The sequence below is a fragment of the Photorhabdus sp. RM322S genome (assembly GCF_042879395.1).
GTDB classification, from domain to species: Bacteria; Pseudomonadota; Gammaproteobacteria; order Enterobacterales; family Enterobacteriaceae; genus Photorhabdus; species Photorhabdus khanii.
On the sequence record NZ_JBHFKW010000024.1, the window covers coordinates 25,548 to 42,055 of the forward strand.

Annotated in this window: 15 protein-coding genes and 1 tRNA gene; 5 read left to right on the forward strand and 11 right to left on the reverse strand. The window is 39.2% G+C overall.

The genetic code is table 11. The features are described 5' to 3' along the window. Positions 1 to 593: 593 nt before the first annotated feature. Positions 594 to 1,781: a Bcr/CflA family multidrug efflux MFS transporter gene (locus ACGF63_RS14830; RefSeq protein ID WP_387631720.1), complete on the reverse strand. Its 1,188-nt coding sequence runs from the start codon at positions 1,779 to 1,781 to the stop codon at positions 594 to 596. 119 nt (positions 1,782 to 1,900) lie between these two features. Beyond that, positions 1,901 to 2,602, reverse strand: a complete 702-nt coding sequence (rsuA, locus tag ACGF63_RS14835) for a 16S rRNA pseudouridine(516) synthase RsuA (protein WP_036849183.1) — start codon at positions 2,600 to 2,602, stop codon at positions 1,901 to 1,903. A 276-nt stretch (positions 2,603 to 2,878) separates the two neighbouring features. Here rsuA and ACGF63_RS14840 point away from each other — a divergent pair, with 276 nt between their 5' ends. Continuing rightward, on the forward strand, positions 2,879 to 4,636 hold the full coding sequence (locus ACGF63_RS14840) for a DEAD/DEAH box helicase (protein WP_387631724.1): 1,758 nt from the start codon (positions 2,879 to 2,881) through the stop codon (positions 4,634 to 4,636). Positions 4,637 to 4,782: 146 nt separating this feature from the next. Then, complete coding sequence (rplY, locus tag ACGF63_RS14845) at positions 4,783 to 5,067, forward strand: 50S ribosomal protein L25 (protein ID WP_036849181.1); 285 nt, start codon at positions 4,783 to 4,785, stop codon at positions 5,065 to 5,067. A 71-nt stretch (positions 5,068 to 5,138) separates the two neighbouring features. On the opposite strand, the gene yejK is transcribed toward rplY, so the two are convergent. Then, positions 5,139 to 6,143 carry a nucleoid-associated protein YejK gene (gene yejK, locus ACGF63_RS14850; protein WP_036849180.1) on the reverse strand — a complete coding sequence of 335 codons (1,005 nt, stop codon included), beginning with the start codon at positions 6,141 to 6,143 and terminating at the stop codon, positions 5,139 to 5,141. Positions 6,144 to 6,416: 273 nt separating this feature from the next. Here yejK and ACGF63_RS14855 point away from each other — a divergent pair, with 273 nt between their 5' ends. From ACGF63_RS14855 to ACGF63_RS14865, 3 genes are all read left to right on the forward strand, one after another. Beyond that, the gene (locus ACGF63_RS14855; RefSeq protein ID WP_036772527.1) at positions 6,417 to 6,644 is read left to right on the forward strand and encodes a YejL family protein; all 228 of its coding nucleotides are present in this window, start codon (positions 6,417 to 6,419) and stop codon (positions 6,642 to 6,644) included. 32 nt (positions 6,645 to 6,676) lie between these two features. Beyond that, entirely contained in the window at positions 6,677 to 8,416 is a 1,740-nt protein-coding gene (yejM, locus tag ACGF63_RS14860) for an LPS biosynthesis-modulating metalloenzyme YejM (RefSeq protein ID WP_387631729.1), read from the forward strand. 75 nt (positions 8,417 to 8,491) lie between these two features. Further along, positions 8,492 to 8,568 (forward strand) — tRNA-Pro (locus ACGF63_RS14865). Positions 8,569 to 8,802: 234 nt separating this feature from the next. On the opposite strand, the gene ACGF63_RS14870 is transcribed toward ACGF63_RS14865, so the two are convergent. The 8 genes from ACGF63_RS14870 to ACGF63_RS14905 all read right to left on the reverse strand — a co-directional run bounded on the left by ACGF63_RS14870 (position 8,803) and on the right by ACGF63_RS14905 (position 16,503). Further along, complete coding sequence (locus ACGF63_RS14870; RefSeq protein WP_036847994.1) at positions 8,803 to 9,552, reverse strand: phage tail protein; 750 nt, start codon at positions 9,550 to 9,552, stop codon at positions 8,803 to 8,805. A gap of 396 nt (positions 9,553 to 9,948) precedes the next feature. After that, positions 9,949 to 10,476, reverse strand: a complete 528-nt coding sequence (locus ACGF63_RS14875) for a GNAT family N-acetyltransferase (RefSeq protein ID WP_152961714.1) — start codon at positions 10,474 to 10,476, stop codon at positions 9,949 to 9,951. A 307-nt stretch (positions 10,477 to 10,783) separates the two neighbouring features. Beyond that, on the reverse strand, positions 10,784 to 11,638 hold the full coding sequence (locus ACGF63_RS14880; RefSeq protein ID WP_239002269.1) for a tail fiber protein: 855 nt from the start codon (positions 11,636 to 11,638) through the stop codon (positions 10,784 to 10,786). A 395-nt stretch (positions 11,639 to 12,033) separates the two neighbouring features. Next, positions 12,034 to 12,567, reverse strand: a complete 534-nt coding sequence (locus ACGF63_RS14885) for a tail fiber assembly protein (RefSeq protein ID WP_387631732.1) — start codon at positions 12,565 to 12,567, stop codon at positions 12,034 to 12,036. A gap of 5 nt (positions 12,568 to 12,572) precedes the next feature. Beyond that, positions 12,573 to 14,276, reverse strand: coding sequence for a pyocin knob domain-containing protein (locus ACGF63_RS14890; RefSeq protein WP_239002267.1), 1,704 nt, complete (start codon positions 14,274 to 14,276; stop codon positions 12,573 to 12,575). Between the two features lie 325 nt (positions 14,277 to 14,601). Next, positions 14,602 to 15,024 (reverse strand): tail fiber assembly protein, encoded by a 423-nt coding sequence (locus ACGF63_RS14895; RefSeq protein WP_152961712.1) that lies wholly within the window; start codon positions 15,022 to 15,024, stop codon positions 14,602 to 14,604. Between the two features lie 2 nt (positions 15,025 to 15,026). Next, complete coding sequence (locus tag ACGF63_RS14900; RefSeq protein WP_036848006.1) at positions 15,027 to 15,605, reverse strand: hypothetical protein; 579 nt, start codon at positions 15,603 to 15,605, stop codon at positions 15,027 to 15,029. A gap of 346 nt (positions 15,606 to 15,951) precedes the next feature. Further along, entirely contained in the window at positions 15,952 to 16,503 is a 552-nt protein-coding gene (locus ACGF63_RS14905) for a tail fiber assembly protein (RefSeq protein ID WP_152961711.1), read from the reverse strand. Between the last annotated feature and the right edge of the window lie 5 nt (positions 16,504 to 16,508).

The window sequence follows — 16,508 nt, forward strand, 5'->3', positions numbered from 1 at the left end:
AAAAATCAAACAAGAACTGTAAAAACAAATAGATAACAATGTGTTTTATAAGGAAAGATTAATAATAACCTAATGATAACGCTCTTGAATATTTTTAATTTAACAAAAATACAACAACAGACTTATAATCACTATCAATGTATTAATAATTACTTATTCCCACAGCAAAACAGTTCGGAATTTCCTTGCATTTACACGTCAACCTCTCAGCCCAATCCGAATATAAAAATCAATAAATACGGCATATAAGAAGTAACAAAAGAATGAAACAACAATAGCTTCATTCCTGAAGAATATAGATATCATCAAACCATTCAATATCTAAATATTCCTAATATTCAGGAGGCAACCCAATAATCCCGCTAATATCATTAGAATTTTTAATAAAAACTTTAGTGATACAGAAAATGTTTTTTATACCACACAGTTATACTATCCCATGGCTTAATAGCAGATATTCGAATAACACAATGTGGCACAATCTCCTAATCTGAATGGTTATTTAAAGGAATATATCAACGAAGAAAGACATCATTCTGTAATAAATTACGCCTCCCTAAGGAAAAGGCTACACATAAAGCAGCCTTCTACTTTTAACCACGACCTTTTTTTGCATATATAACAAACAAAGTAGCCAAAATAACACATAAAACCATAGAACCAACCATTGGCCAGGCACTGCGCGCAGGTAACATGGCAAGTAATACCCCAACCAAAGCACTAATCCCAAAACGAATGGTACCTGCCAGTGAAGATACTGTCCCTGCCATATGCGGGTAACCATCTAAAACCACCGCCATTACATTGGATGTAATCATAGCAATACCACAGACATAAGCTGCTACACCGATGACCAAAGAAATAAAACCAAAATTCAGTGCGGTAGAAAGCAGCAGCCAGATCCCCATAATAAACTGCACACTCAAACCAAAATACATCATTCTCAACGCACCAAAACGCTGTACATAACGACTATTTATTGTTGTCATCACAAACAGAAATACGATATTAAGCGCAAAATAATAACCAAATTTCTGCGGCGACACACCATTCAACTCAATATAAACAAATGGCCCGGCACTGAGAAAAGAAAACATTCCCGCAAACGAAAATCCGCTGGCAAGCATGTAACAAAACACACGACGCTGGCGGAATAACATAATAAACTGGCTTATGGTTGTACGGAGATGAAACTTTTGTCTTTTCTCTTTCGGTAAAGTTTCTTTTATAAAGAAAGCGACAAGGAATACCCCAATAACAGCAGTAATTGCAATACTCCAGAAAATAGCATGCCATGTGAACCAAATCATCATCATGCCACCAAGAATTGGCGCAATTAATGGTGCAATGGTCATTACCAATATCACAAAAGACATACTGCGTGAAAATTCATCTTTCGTGAACATATCCCGCATCAAAGCATTAATAACAACACTCGCCGCAGCGGCGGAAAACCCATGCAAAAACCGCATATAAATAAAATCGTCAATATCCTTGGCTATCGTACACGCGGCTGAAGCCAGAGCAAACACAATAACGCCACCCAGAATAACCGGCTTACGGCCCAAACTGTCAGCCATTGGGCCATATATCATCTGACCGATAGCAAAACCAAGAATATAACTGCTCAATGTTATCTGAACCCGCCCACTGTCCACACCGAAATCTTCGGCAACGGTCGGCAAACTGGGTAAGTACATGTCAATGGCAAGAGGCATTAACATAGAAAGCAGCCCAAGGATCAAAATCAACCCTAAATAGGATGATCGTTGTTGTTGCACGCGTATTACTCCAATAATTTAAAATGATTAACTAAAACTAAGAACCTGCCCCAGCAGGCATGATTGTTACGGACTGTTCTTGTGAATGTGTAATAGCCCTAAAGGGATGAACTCTAAGATTAAGGGGCATTGACACTGGCTACTTCTCGCTCAGTTAACGGTCGGTACTCCCCGGGTTCCAACTCAGGATCTAAGATAATTTCACCGATTCGCTCACGATGAAGCTCTGTTACCCGATTACCTACCGCTGCAAACATGCGTTTTACTTGATGGTAACGCCCTTCACTGATAGTCAGACGGGCTAATTGAGGTGCCAGAATTTCCAGTTGAGCAGGTTTTGTCAGTGTTTTTTCACCATTGAGTTGGACACCCGCAAGAAACTTATCTGCTGTCCCTTCTGCAACAGGATATTCAAGAGTGACCAGATAGGTTTTTTCACAATGATGTTTTGGGGAAGTAATACGATGGGACCATTGACCATCATCAGTCAGCAAAACCAGACCCGTGGTATCCATATCCAGCCTGCCAGCCGTGTGTAATTTATGCGCCGCTGGCTCATCAACAAAATAGAGAACCGTCGGATTCACCGGATCATCCGTGGAACAGACATACCCCTGCGGCTTATTTAGCATAAAATAGCGAGGCCCTTGCTGCTGTTCCAGTAATGAACCATCAAACATAACCTGTTGCTCTGGAGCTAATTTATAAGCCCCGGCGTTTACAATCTCATCATCAACAGTGATACGCCCCGCGCGCAACTCACGCCCTACTTCATTCCGGCTGATACCAAGCTGTTGTGACAAAAATTTATCCAATCGCATGGATGAAGATACCTGTATTAAATTAATTTAAAAATAAACGTGACCCTACTATCTTGATCTTACAACGCAAAGCCACCAAAAAAGATGATGTGAGATGAATTCAAAAGCTTTCAAAGCTAATCATAACCATGTTTACTATAAACAACAATTATCTATTTGTTATAACGGGTTATAGTTTCACTTAATCAGACAATTATCTCACCTTACTTCTATCCACAGCAAATTGATAAGAAAAATGTTACTCTTCCGCGAATATTTTTCTGTTGCGGAACGAATATGACTTTCACTTTACGTCCCTATCAGCAAGAAGCTGTGGATGCCACCGTTAATCATTTCCGACATCATCGTGAACCCGCAGTTATTGTGTTACCAACCGGAGCAGGTAAAAGCCTGGTTATTGCTGAACTGGCAAAATTGGCTCGCGGGAGAGTCTTAGTATTGGCACATGTAAAAGAATTAGTTGCACAAAATTACAGCAAATATTGCGCATATGGTTTACAAGCAGATATTTTCTCCGCAGGATTGCAGCAGAAGCAAAGTTCAGGAAAAGTGGTTTTTGGCAGCGTACAATCTGTCGCCCGTAATCTTCAGCACTTTGATAATCAATTCTCTTTACTGATAATTGATGAGTGCCATCGTATCAGTGATGATGAAAACAGCCAGTACCTGCAAATTATTCATCATCTTCGGCAAAATAACCCGCAACTCCGTATTCTTGGCTTAACAGCGACACCTTACAGGATGGCTATCGGCTGGATATATCAATATCACTATCACGGTATGATCCGCGGTGATGAAAATAGTTTTTTCCGTGATTGCATATATGAATTGCCATTACGCTATATGATTAAGCACAGTTTCCTGGTCCCTCCGCAGCGACTGGATATGCCAGTTATGCAATATGATTTCAGCCAGGTCCGCTCCAGTCAGCAAGGTATTTTCAATGAAACGGATTTGAACCGTGAAATCAAACGACAAGAACGCGTCACACCTCATATTATCAGGCAGATCATTGAATATTCGGCTGACCGTAAAGGCGTTATGCTTTTTGCTGCAACAGTCGAACATGCCAAAGAGATCTTTCAATTACTTCCTTCCGGCCAAGCCGCATTAGTCAGCGCCAATACATCACCTACTGATCGTGATCTATTTATCGAAGCCTTTAAAACTCAGCAATTGCACTACATGGTTAACGTTACCGTATTAACTACCGGATTTGACGCACCTCATGTCGATCTAATAGCCATTCTGCGCCCTACCGAATCCGTCAGCTTATATCAGCAGATTGTCGGCCGTGGTTTAAGATTATTTCCGGGTAAAAAAGATTGCCTTATTCTCGACTATGCAGGAAATCCTCACGATCTCTACACACCGGAAGTTGGCAACAGTCGGCCAGATAAGCAGAGCCAACCGGTTCAGGTATTCTGTCCTATCTGTCACTTTGCCAATATATTTTGGGGAAAATGTACCTCCGACGGTGAAATTATCGAACACTTTGGACGCCGCTGTCAGGGCTGGGAAGATGATCAACACGGCAAACGTCATCAATGCGATTTCCGCTTTCGTTTTAAACTCTGTCCTCATTGCGGTGCAGAAAATGACATTGCAGCGCGGCGTTGTCACCGTTGCCAGGAGATGTTGGTCGATCCCGATGATATGCTGAAAGCGGCATTAAAACTCAAAGATGCCTTGGTACTGCGTTGCGGTGGTATGCAACTCATCCCAGGAACTGACAGTAAAGGAGAATGGCTGAAAATCATCTATTATGATGAAGATGGTGCCGATGCCTCTGAACGCTTCCGGCTTACAACCCCGGCTCAACGACGGCTCTTTGAACACCAGTTTCTCCATCAGCATCAACGTGCCCCAGCGGTACCTTTTAACTGGAAAACGGTTTCAGACATCGTTAATCAGCAACCTTTATTACGTCATCCCGATTTTGTCGTCGCCCGTAAAAAAGGTCAGTTCTGGCAGATTCGTGAAAAGATCTTTGATTATCAAGGACGCTTTCGCCGGGCAGATGAATTGTATTAATAGGCCCCAATTGACGTATTCCATTTGCTGTCACAACCATTTTTCGCTAGAATGCCGCCCGTTTAGCGCCCGCGTTAAACCAAATCCCGAACCTGCTGCTGGGTCGCCTGTAGCAGGATTTATTTTCTTCTTTAAAGAGAAAAATAATGTTTACTATTAATGCAGAAGTACGTAAAGAGCAGGGCAAGGGTGCGAGCCGCCGCCTGCGCAGAACTAACAAGTTCCCAGCTATCGTATATGGTGGCAACCAGGAACCTGTTTCTATTGAACTGGATCACGATCAAGTTATCAATATGGAACAAAAAGCAGAATTTTATAGCGAAGTTCTGACTCTGGTTATCGACGGTAAAGAAACTAAAGTTAAAGTGCAGGCTGTACAGCGCCATCCGTTTAAACCAAAACTGGCGCACATTGACTTCCTGCGTGCTTAATTAGCCACAGTCGAGCTTTTCGGGACGCCGAGTAAATAACGCCGCATTTGCGGCGTTATTTATTTTAGGGATCAATGACCACCACTACGGCGCTGTAACTGGTCACGTAAATTTGGTGGAGTGCCCTTAATTGTTAAAGTGTCCGTTACCGGATCCCAGAAAATTCTTTCGCCAAATAACATTGCATCGAAATTAATTGTCAATCCGCCACCACTTCCGGCAAATTTAGTTAACTGACGCAATGTACTGCGATCTGCTGGAAAACACGCTTCCAATTCATAACCTTGTTCCTGAGAAAATTGCTGAAAATTCTGCTCACCAAATGTTGGCAATTCCTGAGACAACTCCTGAATCTCAATTTCCTCTCCTGCCTGCAATTGTTCATTACAATAGCTGTATACTTGCTGGCGATATGCCTGACGCTCATTTTTATCAAGCTGACCTGACTCACAATAATCATCAACGGCCTGCAACAGCCCTTTATTCTGAGCCTTAGCATTCATCCCTTCACTGGCAGCGAGAAAATCCATAAAGAAATCTGAAACCTTACGTCCTACCCGCCCTTTCAGGAACGTTAAATAACGGCTTGATTCAGGATTGGTTTCCCACTCAGTCAAATCTATACGGGCAACAATATCAGCATGAGGAATATCCAGATAATGCGTGGTATTTAGATCCAGATTATCGTTAACAGACATACTGTTACAGCTATTAAGTACAGCAATCAGCAAATACTCTACCGCCAGATAGCGATACTGACAGAACAGGACCGTCCCACCTTCAGCAAACGGATATTTTGCCAGTTCATCCCTCAGGCGTGCCGTTGCTGCGCGACTGAACCCCAGAAAATCTTCATCACCTTTACGCTGATGTCTGAGCGCTTCTGCCAATTCACTCTCTTCATTAAACAGGCCATAAGCTTTACTTTTTGCACTATACACACGGTGTAATTCAGCCATCATATCTTCCACCACCCGATCGGTGGCGAGCAGAGAATCACGCAGCACGACATCCAGCGTCTGCTCATCACGCTTGATTAATTGATGCAAGGCAATTTGGTCTATTTGCAGACTCATTCTTTCTACTCCTTTCGCTGCTTATTTCATTCGCATCTAACGGCGTATTCAAACACTGATAACCAACTGCTGCAATAAAAAACCCTGGGAAAAATAATGTTTCGCCACGTTCCATCAACTATTATTTACTGACAGATATCAGAAAATTGCTAAAGACGCGCTATTACTGCAACATAAAATCTTAACCGTGAATTAATTTGCCACAAAAGAGCAGAAAATCACGCACCTATACGGTAAGATAGTGTGCTTTGTTAGTTCAGGAAGTCTAAATTTATGCCACAGTCATCTCGTTATAGTGACGAACACGTTGAACGTTTATTAACAGAATTGGTCAGTGTTCTGGAAAAAAACCATACGCCGACAGACCTTTCTCTGATGGTACTTGGCAATATGGTAACAAATTTAATCAATACGAGTGTGTCTCCTGCCCAGCGCAGGCATATTGCCGACTCGTTTGCACACGCGCTTAAATCTTCAGTAAACGAAGATAAAGCCCATTAATTTTTAACTAAAGACCACAACGTAAACAAAATATGGTGACTAGCCGTCAGCGTTATCGTGAAAAAGTGTCCCAGATGATTAGCTGGGGGCATTGGTTTGCCTTGTTTAACATCCTACTCAGTCTTGGATTAGGTAGCCGTTACCTGTTTGTTTCTGACTGGCCGGGTTCGCTGCTCGGCCGAGTCTATGCTTTGACCAGTTGGCTTGGGCACTTTAGTTTTATTGTTTTTGCCGCTTATCTGCTGATTCTGTTTCCACTGACATTTATTGTCATGTCACAGCGCCTGCTCAGGTTTCTTTCGGCCATTTTCGCCACAGCCGGGCTGACACTGTTAATATTCGACATTACCATCTACCACCGTTTCCACCTTCACCTAACACCTTTAGTTTGGGATTTAGTTATCAATCCTGATCAAGGGGAACTGGCGCGGGACTGGCAACTTATGTTCATCTGTATTCCAGTCATTTTTCTGGTACAGATGTTATTTGGTACCTGGAGTTGGCAGAAACTACGCAGCCTGAGTCGGCAACGGATTGGTAAGCCATTGGCTGCCGTCCTTATTTCTGCCTTTTTGGCTTCCCATATGATGTATATCTGGGCTGATGCTAATTTTTATCGTCCGATAACCATGCAACGCTCTAACCTGCCGCTCTCTTATCCAATGACAGCGCGCAAGTTTCTTGAAAAACATGGCCTTCTGGATCAACAAGAATATCAGCGCCGTCTTATGCTACAGGGAGATCCTGCTGCATTAACAGTGGAATATCCACTTAACGATCTGACTTATCAGGATAAAGGCAGCGGATACAACCTGTTAATACTAGTGGTTGATGGGCTGGATAATAAAGACATTACAGAGAATATGCCTGTACTCTCCCATTTCAGAGAAACCGGCATTCAGTTCAATCAACATTTCAGTAATGGTATTCAAAATGATACCGCCCTATTCGGGCTGTTTTATGGTATTTCTTCCGGCTATCTGGATGGAATACTTGCTGGACGTAAATCATCCGCACTGATCAATGCACTGACTTATCGGGGATATCAATTTGGCTTATTCTCTTCCACAGGGTTCAATACTCCACTTTATCGTCAGGCATTACTTTCCGACTACTCATTGCCCACAGCGGTCAACCAAAACAATCAACTTACGGTAACACAATGGCAGCAATGGCTGAATTTACCCACTAACAACGCGCCGTGGTTCTCCTTCTTGAAGATGAACGGACTGGATAAAGTCGACGCACAAGGTAATGCGGCTGCTCTCGATGTTCAAATTAATGCTGTATTAGAGACGCTGAAAAACAAAAACGCGCTAAATAATACGGTCATTATTATTACCGCCGCACATAGTGAAATCACAGCTACGCATCCACCTAAATGGATAAATAATGGCAGGTTTAATCGTGATCAAACGCATGTTCCCCTGCTTATTCATTGGCCAGGAACACCATCACAGACCATTGATAAGCTGACAAGCCATCAGGATGTCATGACAACATTGATGCAACGTTTGTTACATGTCAGCAACTCTCCTGATGATTACTCTCAAGGCGAAGATCTGTTTACAGCACAACGTAATAGCCCATTGATTATTACCGGTGATAATGGTTCTCTGATCATTACAACCAGTGAGAACACTCTGTTTCTGGATAAAAACGGTGATTATTCCTTATATGACCTTGAAGGCAATGAAGTTAAAGATGCTAAACCCAATCTGGCACAACTGTTACAGATACTCACAGAGGTTAAACATTTTATAGCTAATTAAATGCTTAAAAATCAATCGGTCATTGAATTTAGCACTTGCTTTAATTCATAAAATCAGTAGTATAATAAAAGTTATCGGCATGTAGCGCAGCTTGGTAGCGCACCGTCATGGGGTGTCGGGGGTCGTAGGTTCAAATCCTATCATGCCGACCAAATTTCTCCAGAAAAACCAACCTGTTAGGGTTGGTTTTTTTATGCCTGGGATTTGCTTGGGGGGGAAAAACCCCAACTCCATATCTGGCATTTATAGCTACTTACAAACCCGCCTTTCTTACCTAAAAACATAAAATTATCTAATTATTACTGTCTGTCACCTCGGCTATTCTGACCACTCAATATCAGGAGCCTATGAAACTTCTGTCTCTAAAGAGTACTTTTGTTCTGTCATTATGCTGCTCTCACAATGTAGTTAAATGCGATGTTGCGGGGGCGATTCTCTGAGGCTACAGGAACAACCCTTGCCGCGTTGAATCCAAAGCCGTATGGAGTATCCGTGTTAGAATTATTTACCGATTTGAAACTGCCATCTGTAGCTATTCCAAGAACTTGACTAGCATAAAAAGCGCCTCTTATTGCCAAATGATAGTTTGATGCTATAGTGCCAGCGAACGAACCCTCAATATTTCTGATAGCATCGCCCTGAGGAGTTAGAATTCTACGGCCACTATCAACACCTCGGCTATCATCCCAACCTCGAATAAATTCCCCTCTTAAATCAGGTAACTTACCATCAGGATAAGCTTCTGCTAATTTCGGAAATTTCGATTTATCAAAGAGCGCACCATTACACTGCAACCACCCAGCTGGTGGTATCACAGTCGGCCAGGGAACAGGAACACCTACAGGAAGGTTAGAGATATTTGAAATTTTCTGCTCTAACGCTCTATTTAATTGTGCAGTGAGTTTAGCTATATCGCCATCATCCAAAACATCATCACTAGATTGTTCCGCAATAAAATTAGCCACCACCGAGGTTATTGTCGATGATTGACGTAATGCTTTATTTAATACAGGAATAGAAATATTCTCTGGTGGAAACCCTGACTGCAAACTTTGACTTTCTTCATATCTTTCTTGGCTAATTCTATTAGCATTATTACTAATAGAAAAAGCCTTAAAATCATTCTTGTGACTCATATACCTTCCTTAAATTAAATGATGTTATAATCAATATATTGAATTATTGCAAAATAACCTCCCTGCAATTCATACCAATCAAAGTCTAGTCCAGAAAAAGAATAATATGGTATCCTTATTACTTATAAGGTTAACTGTTTTTATATAATTGGCAGCAATAAGTAATTCAATATTTTGAAGTCGAAAACATACCACAAATTTATATTTAATATCTGAAAACTATTTTTCGTTAATTTTCACCAAGCATTTATGGCTGATTTTTTATTTCTGTAATTTTGTTAAAGTAAAAGACAATTGGGAGAATTTACTTATTCTCCCTTTATTCGACACCAATTTAAGCCTATTGACTACAAAAGTTAAGATTATAATTTACATTATAAACTATATCTATAAAAACTAGTTTTCTAACAGAGAGTGAGATCGCTTACTAATATCTAAAATCCTACTCATATAATAAGCATCAGCATATTGACCATTGCGAAAAGCGTAACGTTTAGCTGTTCCTTCAATCTCAAACCCAAATTTCTTATATAATGCAATTGCAGCATGATTGTCTGTATACACCTCCATCTCTATACGTTCAATATTCAACCAATTATCACACATATTGAGCATAGCTTTCATCAATTCACTGCCAATACCGCGCCCCTGATAATCAGCATGTACCCCCATACCAAAAGTAGCAATATGGCGACGCCGCAAGAGCTGGCATATTTCTATACTCATCTGACCCACAATTTTCCCATCAATACAAGTAACTAAACAGAAACACCCCTCAGCAATATTCGTAATACGCTTCGCCCATGTTTCCAGAGAAGGATAGGGTAACTGCAAAGTATCACAGTAAACTTGCAGGTTAGCGTATAACTGATGAACTTGTTCACAATCGCCTTCTTCAATATGGCGAATCATTATATCCTTCATTTAAAAACTCCTGACTTTTAATTTGAGCATTAAGACTAACATAGATATTTTGCGGGAAGTATGGGAAAGTGCTGATGAGCCAGATCCAGCCGAGGGATTCAAAATTGAATTTTCCGAATTTTTATTATCCATATATAAATAGCCATGGAAAATTATCAATAGATTACTCTATTTATTAAAAAGCTGTTCCATTGGGTAAACTATCTTCGCCTGCTATATTGTTTACCCTTTGGAGGAATATTACCTAAAAAATCTATAAAAAACCAATTCTTTAACCTTTATCACATTGTTAAGAAATATACCGGTATTAAAAGCCCCAAGCGTACCAAACACATCTTGACCCAACTACCGGTCCAAACTCTTTAGAGTTGCGACTCAGGGTGCCAAGATTTGCCGCAGAGAAGCCTGATAGTTGAATATTATTTATTTGCCAAATTGCTGTAGTAATTCCACCAGCGCTATCTTGCTGGCCAACTATAATAACCTTTTGTGGAAAAGGAATTGGGAAATTAACCTGAGCATTAGGATTAGCATATGTAGTAACATCAGACATTCCCCACTGAAATATAATCCCAGTATCACCACATTTCCACCAACCATTCTCCGATTTTAAGATTGTATTTTTAGCTCCTCGGGTATTAATTTGGTGATCTATTTCTGCTTTAGCATATGATCCTATATCCACGGCATTCAGACTGATATCCGAGCTTAACACCTTCCCATTCACTTTTCGGGTATTAGGTACTCTACTATCAATATTTTCACGCAATGAATTTATTATTTCCTGAACAAGCTTTTGTGTAACCGCCAATGTGTCGCTATTGCCAATCACATTTGTAAGCTGAACAACGCCTTTTTGGGTTAACGAGGCATCTGTAACTTTTATTGTGGTTTTTTGTTCTAAAGCCCTATTTAATTGTGCGGTGAGTTTAGCTATATCCCCATCATCCAAAACATCATTACCAGATTGTGTCGCAATGAAATTAGCTACGACAGATGATATAATTGACGATTGACGCAATACTTTATTTAACAAATGAGTAGGAACATCATTTGTTGGAAACCCAGTCAGTAAATCCTTACTTTCTTCATATCTTCCCTGACTAGCTACATTAGCATTATTACCAATAGAAAAAGCCTTAAAATCATTCTTGGAACTCATATAAAATCCTTAAATTAAATAATATTATTTTATAATTAATTCTAGTTCTGTTTAAGAACAGTGAGATATAAATTGCTGACAAAAATCATCGGCTTTACAGTAACGCTTTTCTAAATTAACCATACCTGAAGATTTCCACGATCAGAATCTTTGCAAAGACTCTGATCGTGCCTTAGGTACTCTATCAGATTAATTAAATATTCTTATAACTTATAATGTTAACAATTTCTTATGATTGATTATAATAAGCAACTCAATATCAAGAAATTATTCTCCTCTCCCCTCTCTTATTTCTTACCACAAATTTTCCATTTCAAATTCAAATCTGAATTTTTCAGTATCTGAACATCAACAAAATCATTATATAAACAGCCTGTCTATTCAGACCATTTTCATTATTTCGGCTGCTCCGGCCACTTAACATCAGGGACCAATGAAATATCAACTCTGTTCAACATCACTCTATATTTCTTCCATGCTAATAAAGCCTCTCTTTCAGCTTCTGTAGCAATATCTAAATCAACAGCATCTTGTAGTGGCGTGACGATATTATTAACTTTAGTCAGTAACTGAGATTTCTCATATTCTGCTTTCTGTATTAATTCTTCTTTAGTCGCAACATAAAGTAATATTTTCTGACCGTCAAATATCCATTTCTCTTTGGTTTTTTCATCAAATCCGATGGGCGCATTATTCTTATTAATTTCTGCGACGGAAAAACCAAGTGGCGCAAGTTTAGATACATCAGTCGTTATTGCACGAATGAGCCCCCTAGTATCATACATAATTTTTAATGTATCTATTGAAAATTGACTTTGAGATCTATACCAATCATTGCCCTGCTTATCTTGAAGATAAAGTGCAAATTGAATAGCGTTTTCATTGTCAGGTATATATTGTTCAAATGGACCAACATTTATTAAACTCATTATCATTATCCTCGTACGATAGTGAACCATTGACCGTTACTAGAGAACTGCATAGGGCTAGAATAAAGCATCTCGGCAGAATCATCTCCATCTCTGCTATAAATTTCAGCACCAAGACGGACGCCAGTAATATAATGATTCTCCGATTCTACTTTCGTATACTCTTCAATATTATTAGCAGAAGGTTTATTTAAGGTATTATATTCCTGAGCCCAAGGTGTCCATGGATTGTTATGAAACTGGCTGCGTGTGTATACCCGGCTGCTATTATAGACGAAATAGCGTTGAATGACCCCGGCCGCTTTCAATACAATAAGTGAACCCGCAAACGGTTCAGGGTAATTACTGCCATTTTTAGCATGAGCATTAGACTCTTGATAGTAAATTCCCGGTGTTTTGTAGCTATCTAAATTCGCACTACCACCTAAATTAATCGCCTGGTCAGCCAAGAGATCCTGAGAAGTAATATTGATATCCGCAGCTAAAGCTTTTCCATTTACTTTGCGGATCCCCGTAATATATCGAGCATCAGAGTCTGCTTTTGCATACGCGCCCACATCCTCAGCGGTAGGTTTATTTACCGCGTTATATTCTCTAATCCAAGGGGTCCATGGATTATCATGAAACTGGCTACGTGTATATATCCGGCTGCTGTTATAGACGAAATAACGTTGAATAACCCCGGCTGCTTTCAACACGACGAGCGAACCCGCGAACGGCTCAGGGTAATTACTGCCATTTTTAGCATGAGCATTAGATTCTTGATAATAAATCCCCGGTGTTTTGTAGCTATCCAAATTCGCACTACCACCTAAATTAATCGCCTGGTCAGCCAAGATATCCTGAGAAGTAATATTGATATCCTCAGCTAAAGCCTTTCCATTTACTTTGCGGATCCCTGTAATATATCGAGCATCAGAATCTGCTTTTGTATATGCGCCAACATCTTCAGCAGTAGGTTTATTCACTGCGTTATATTCTCTAACCCAAGGGGTCCATGGATTATCATGAAATTGGCTGCGTGTATATACCCGACTGCTGTTATAGACGAAATAACGTTGAACGACCCCAGCCGCTTTCAATACAATAAGCGAACCCGCGAACAGCTCAGGATAATTATTGCCACTTTGAGCACTAGAATTATACTCTTGATAATAAATTCCTGGTGTTTTGTAATTATCCAAATCCGCATTATTACCTAAATTAATCGCCTGCCCAGCAAAGATATCCTGAGAAGTAATATTGATATCCTCAGCTAACACTTTCCCGTTCACTTTTCGTGTGCTGTGTACCTTAGCATTAATATTGTCGCGTAATGAATTTATTATTTCCTGAATAAGTTTTTGCGTAACAGCTAATGTGTCACTATTACCCAACACATCGGTAAGCTGAACAACGCCTTTTTGTGTTAATGAGGCATTTGGAACTTTTGTTGTGATTTCTTTTTCTAAAGCCCTGTTTAATTGCTCGGTGAGTTTAGCGATATCACCATTATCTAAAACATCATCGCCAGATTGCGTCGCGATAAAATTAGCTATCATAGATGCTATTGTCGACGATTGACGTAATACCTTGTTTAACAGATCAGCAGGAATATCATTTAGCGTAAATCCAGTCTGCAAGCTCTGGTTTCCCTCATAATTTCCCTGACTCACTACATTAGCATTATTACCAATAGAAAAAGCCTTAAAATCATTCTTGGCACTCATATATACTCCTTAAATTAAATAGCATTATTCACAACCAATATGTTTAATAATTGTTAAAGCAATCCTTCATAATTTACGGCAATCATAGTTTAGTTCATAAAAACAATAATAAAATGTTCTTATAACTTAGAAGAATAATTATTTTTGTACAATTAGAATAAATAAACAACCAAACAAATCGCAACCAGAAATATATCCAAGCCATTTATATTAATCACATGAAATTATTCCCTCCATTTCATATATCAGACTGAATTTTTCGGTATCATAATTACAACAGCAATAAAGTATTGTATGAATGGCCTGTTTATTCAGGCCATTTTCATTATTTTGGCTCTTCAGGCCATTCAATATCAGGCGCCTGCTTAATATCGGTCCTATTCAACATCACTCTATATTTCTTCCATGATAATAAAACCTCTTTTTCAGCTTCTGTTGCAATACCTAAATCAACTGAATCTTGTAGTGGCGCTATTTGTTCACTAGCCCCTAGAATAAGTTGTTGTTTTTTATTTTTAGCATATTGCTGCAACTCTTCTTTTGTTGCTGGAGGAATATCCGCCCATTCCAGTAAACCATTTTCACCTGCTATACGATATTTTCCTTCTGGTGCATTATTCGCGGCATATTCTTGATAAATATCATCACTAACTTCTATAATATCATCGGGCAACGAACCAGAAGCAATATAATTTTGTTTCAATTCTATAGGGTAGAATGCATTTGTTTTTGCACTATAGTAATACATAATTAATATCCTATCGCTAAATATCTCACTAAACAATTTGCTAAAGATCCTGTACCATCTCTGCACGTTAGAATAAATTGGCTCGCAGAGACGGCAAAAGCAGCAACACCAAGCCCGTAATTACCGAAACTGGAATATGTTGCAACAATCTGGCCGCAAGCATTAGGAAATGGAATCGTAAAATTTCTGTAATCATTTTCACTCATTGAGCCATTTGCTTGACCCCACTGAATAATTATTCCAGTATCACCGCATTTCCACCATCCATTTATTGAGAGCAGCGCTTTACTCCTATCAAATTCTGTTTTGATTTTTTGTCCCAAAGCTTTATTTAATTGTGCGGTAAGTTTGGTTATATCACCATCATCAAGAACATTATCACCAGATTGTGTCGCAATAAAATTAGCAACTACAGACGATATCGTTGACGACTGACGTAACGCCTTATTTAATACATGAATGGGAATATTCTCTGGTGGAAACCCAGTCTGCAAACTCTGACTTTCTTCATATCTTTCTTGATTTATTACATTAGCGTTATTACTAACAGAGAAAGCTTTAAAATCATTCTTAGGACTCATATATACCTCTTAAATTAAGTAATATTATTGCATAAGAAACAGACTAAATTATTGCAAAGATGATCCCTCTAAATTTTCATTGATAATAGTCTAGCTCATAAAAATAATAATGAGATTTTTATGACTAAAAGGATTAACTATTTTTGTATAACTGATAGCAATAAACAACCCAACACATTACAAACACAAACACCCTAAAATTAATTATATTCAACATCCGAAATTATTCTTATCGATCTCTTTCATTTCTCTCTACAATTTTTATCTAAGTTTAATTTTTCAGTATCTTAACACTCTTATCAACAAAACCACGGTAAAAAAGGCCTGTTTATTCAGGCTATTTTAGTTATTTTACCTGCTCCGGCCATTCAATATCAGGTGCCTGTGAAATATCTACCCGATTCAGTAATACCCTATATTTTTTCAAAACTGTTAACAGCGATTTTTCATCATCACTTGCCATACCTAGATCAATAGCATCTTGTAACGGAGCTATCTGTTTACTTACAATAAGTAGAAGTTGCTGCTTCTTATTTTCCGCATCGTTAATGCTGGTTTGCTGAATATCACTTTTCCATTTTTTTTCATTATCTTTCGAAATTAACCATTCTCCATCCCACTTATGATATTGCGAAGGTCTTGACTGTTCAGTAAAACCATCAGGAATAATGACTTCTCTATTCTCCTGTGATTGCCCTGATACAATATCGTAAATTGTGACTCCCCTTTTATTCTCAACAAGCTCCCATTGCCCTGATTTTTCACATGGCCAAAATCCATCTTTAAATGGCGGTTGTATTCGTAAAGCATTCACCGGGGGTTCACTGTCCGGATTAGCATCAGCCAATCCAATAAATGGCCGATGTGGCTTAGTATTATCAAAATAATAATTTATCATTGCTT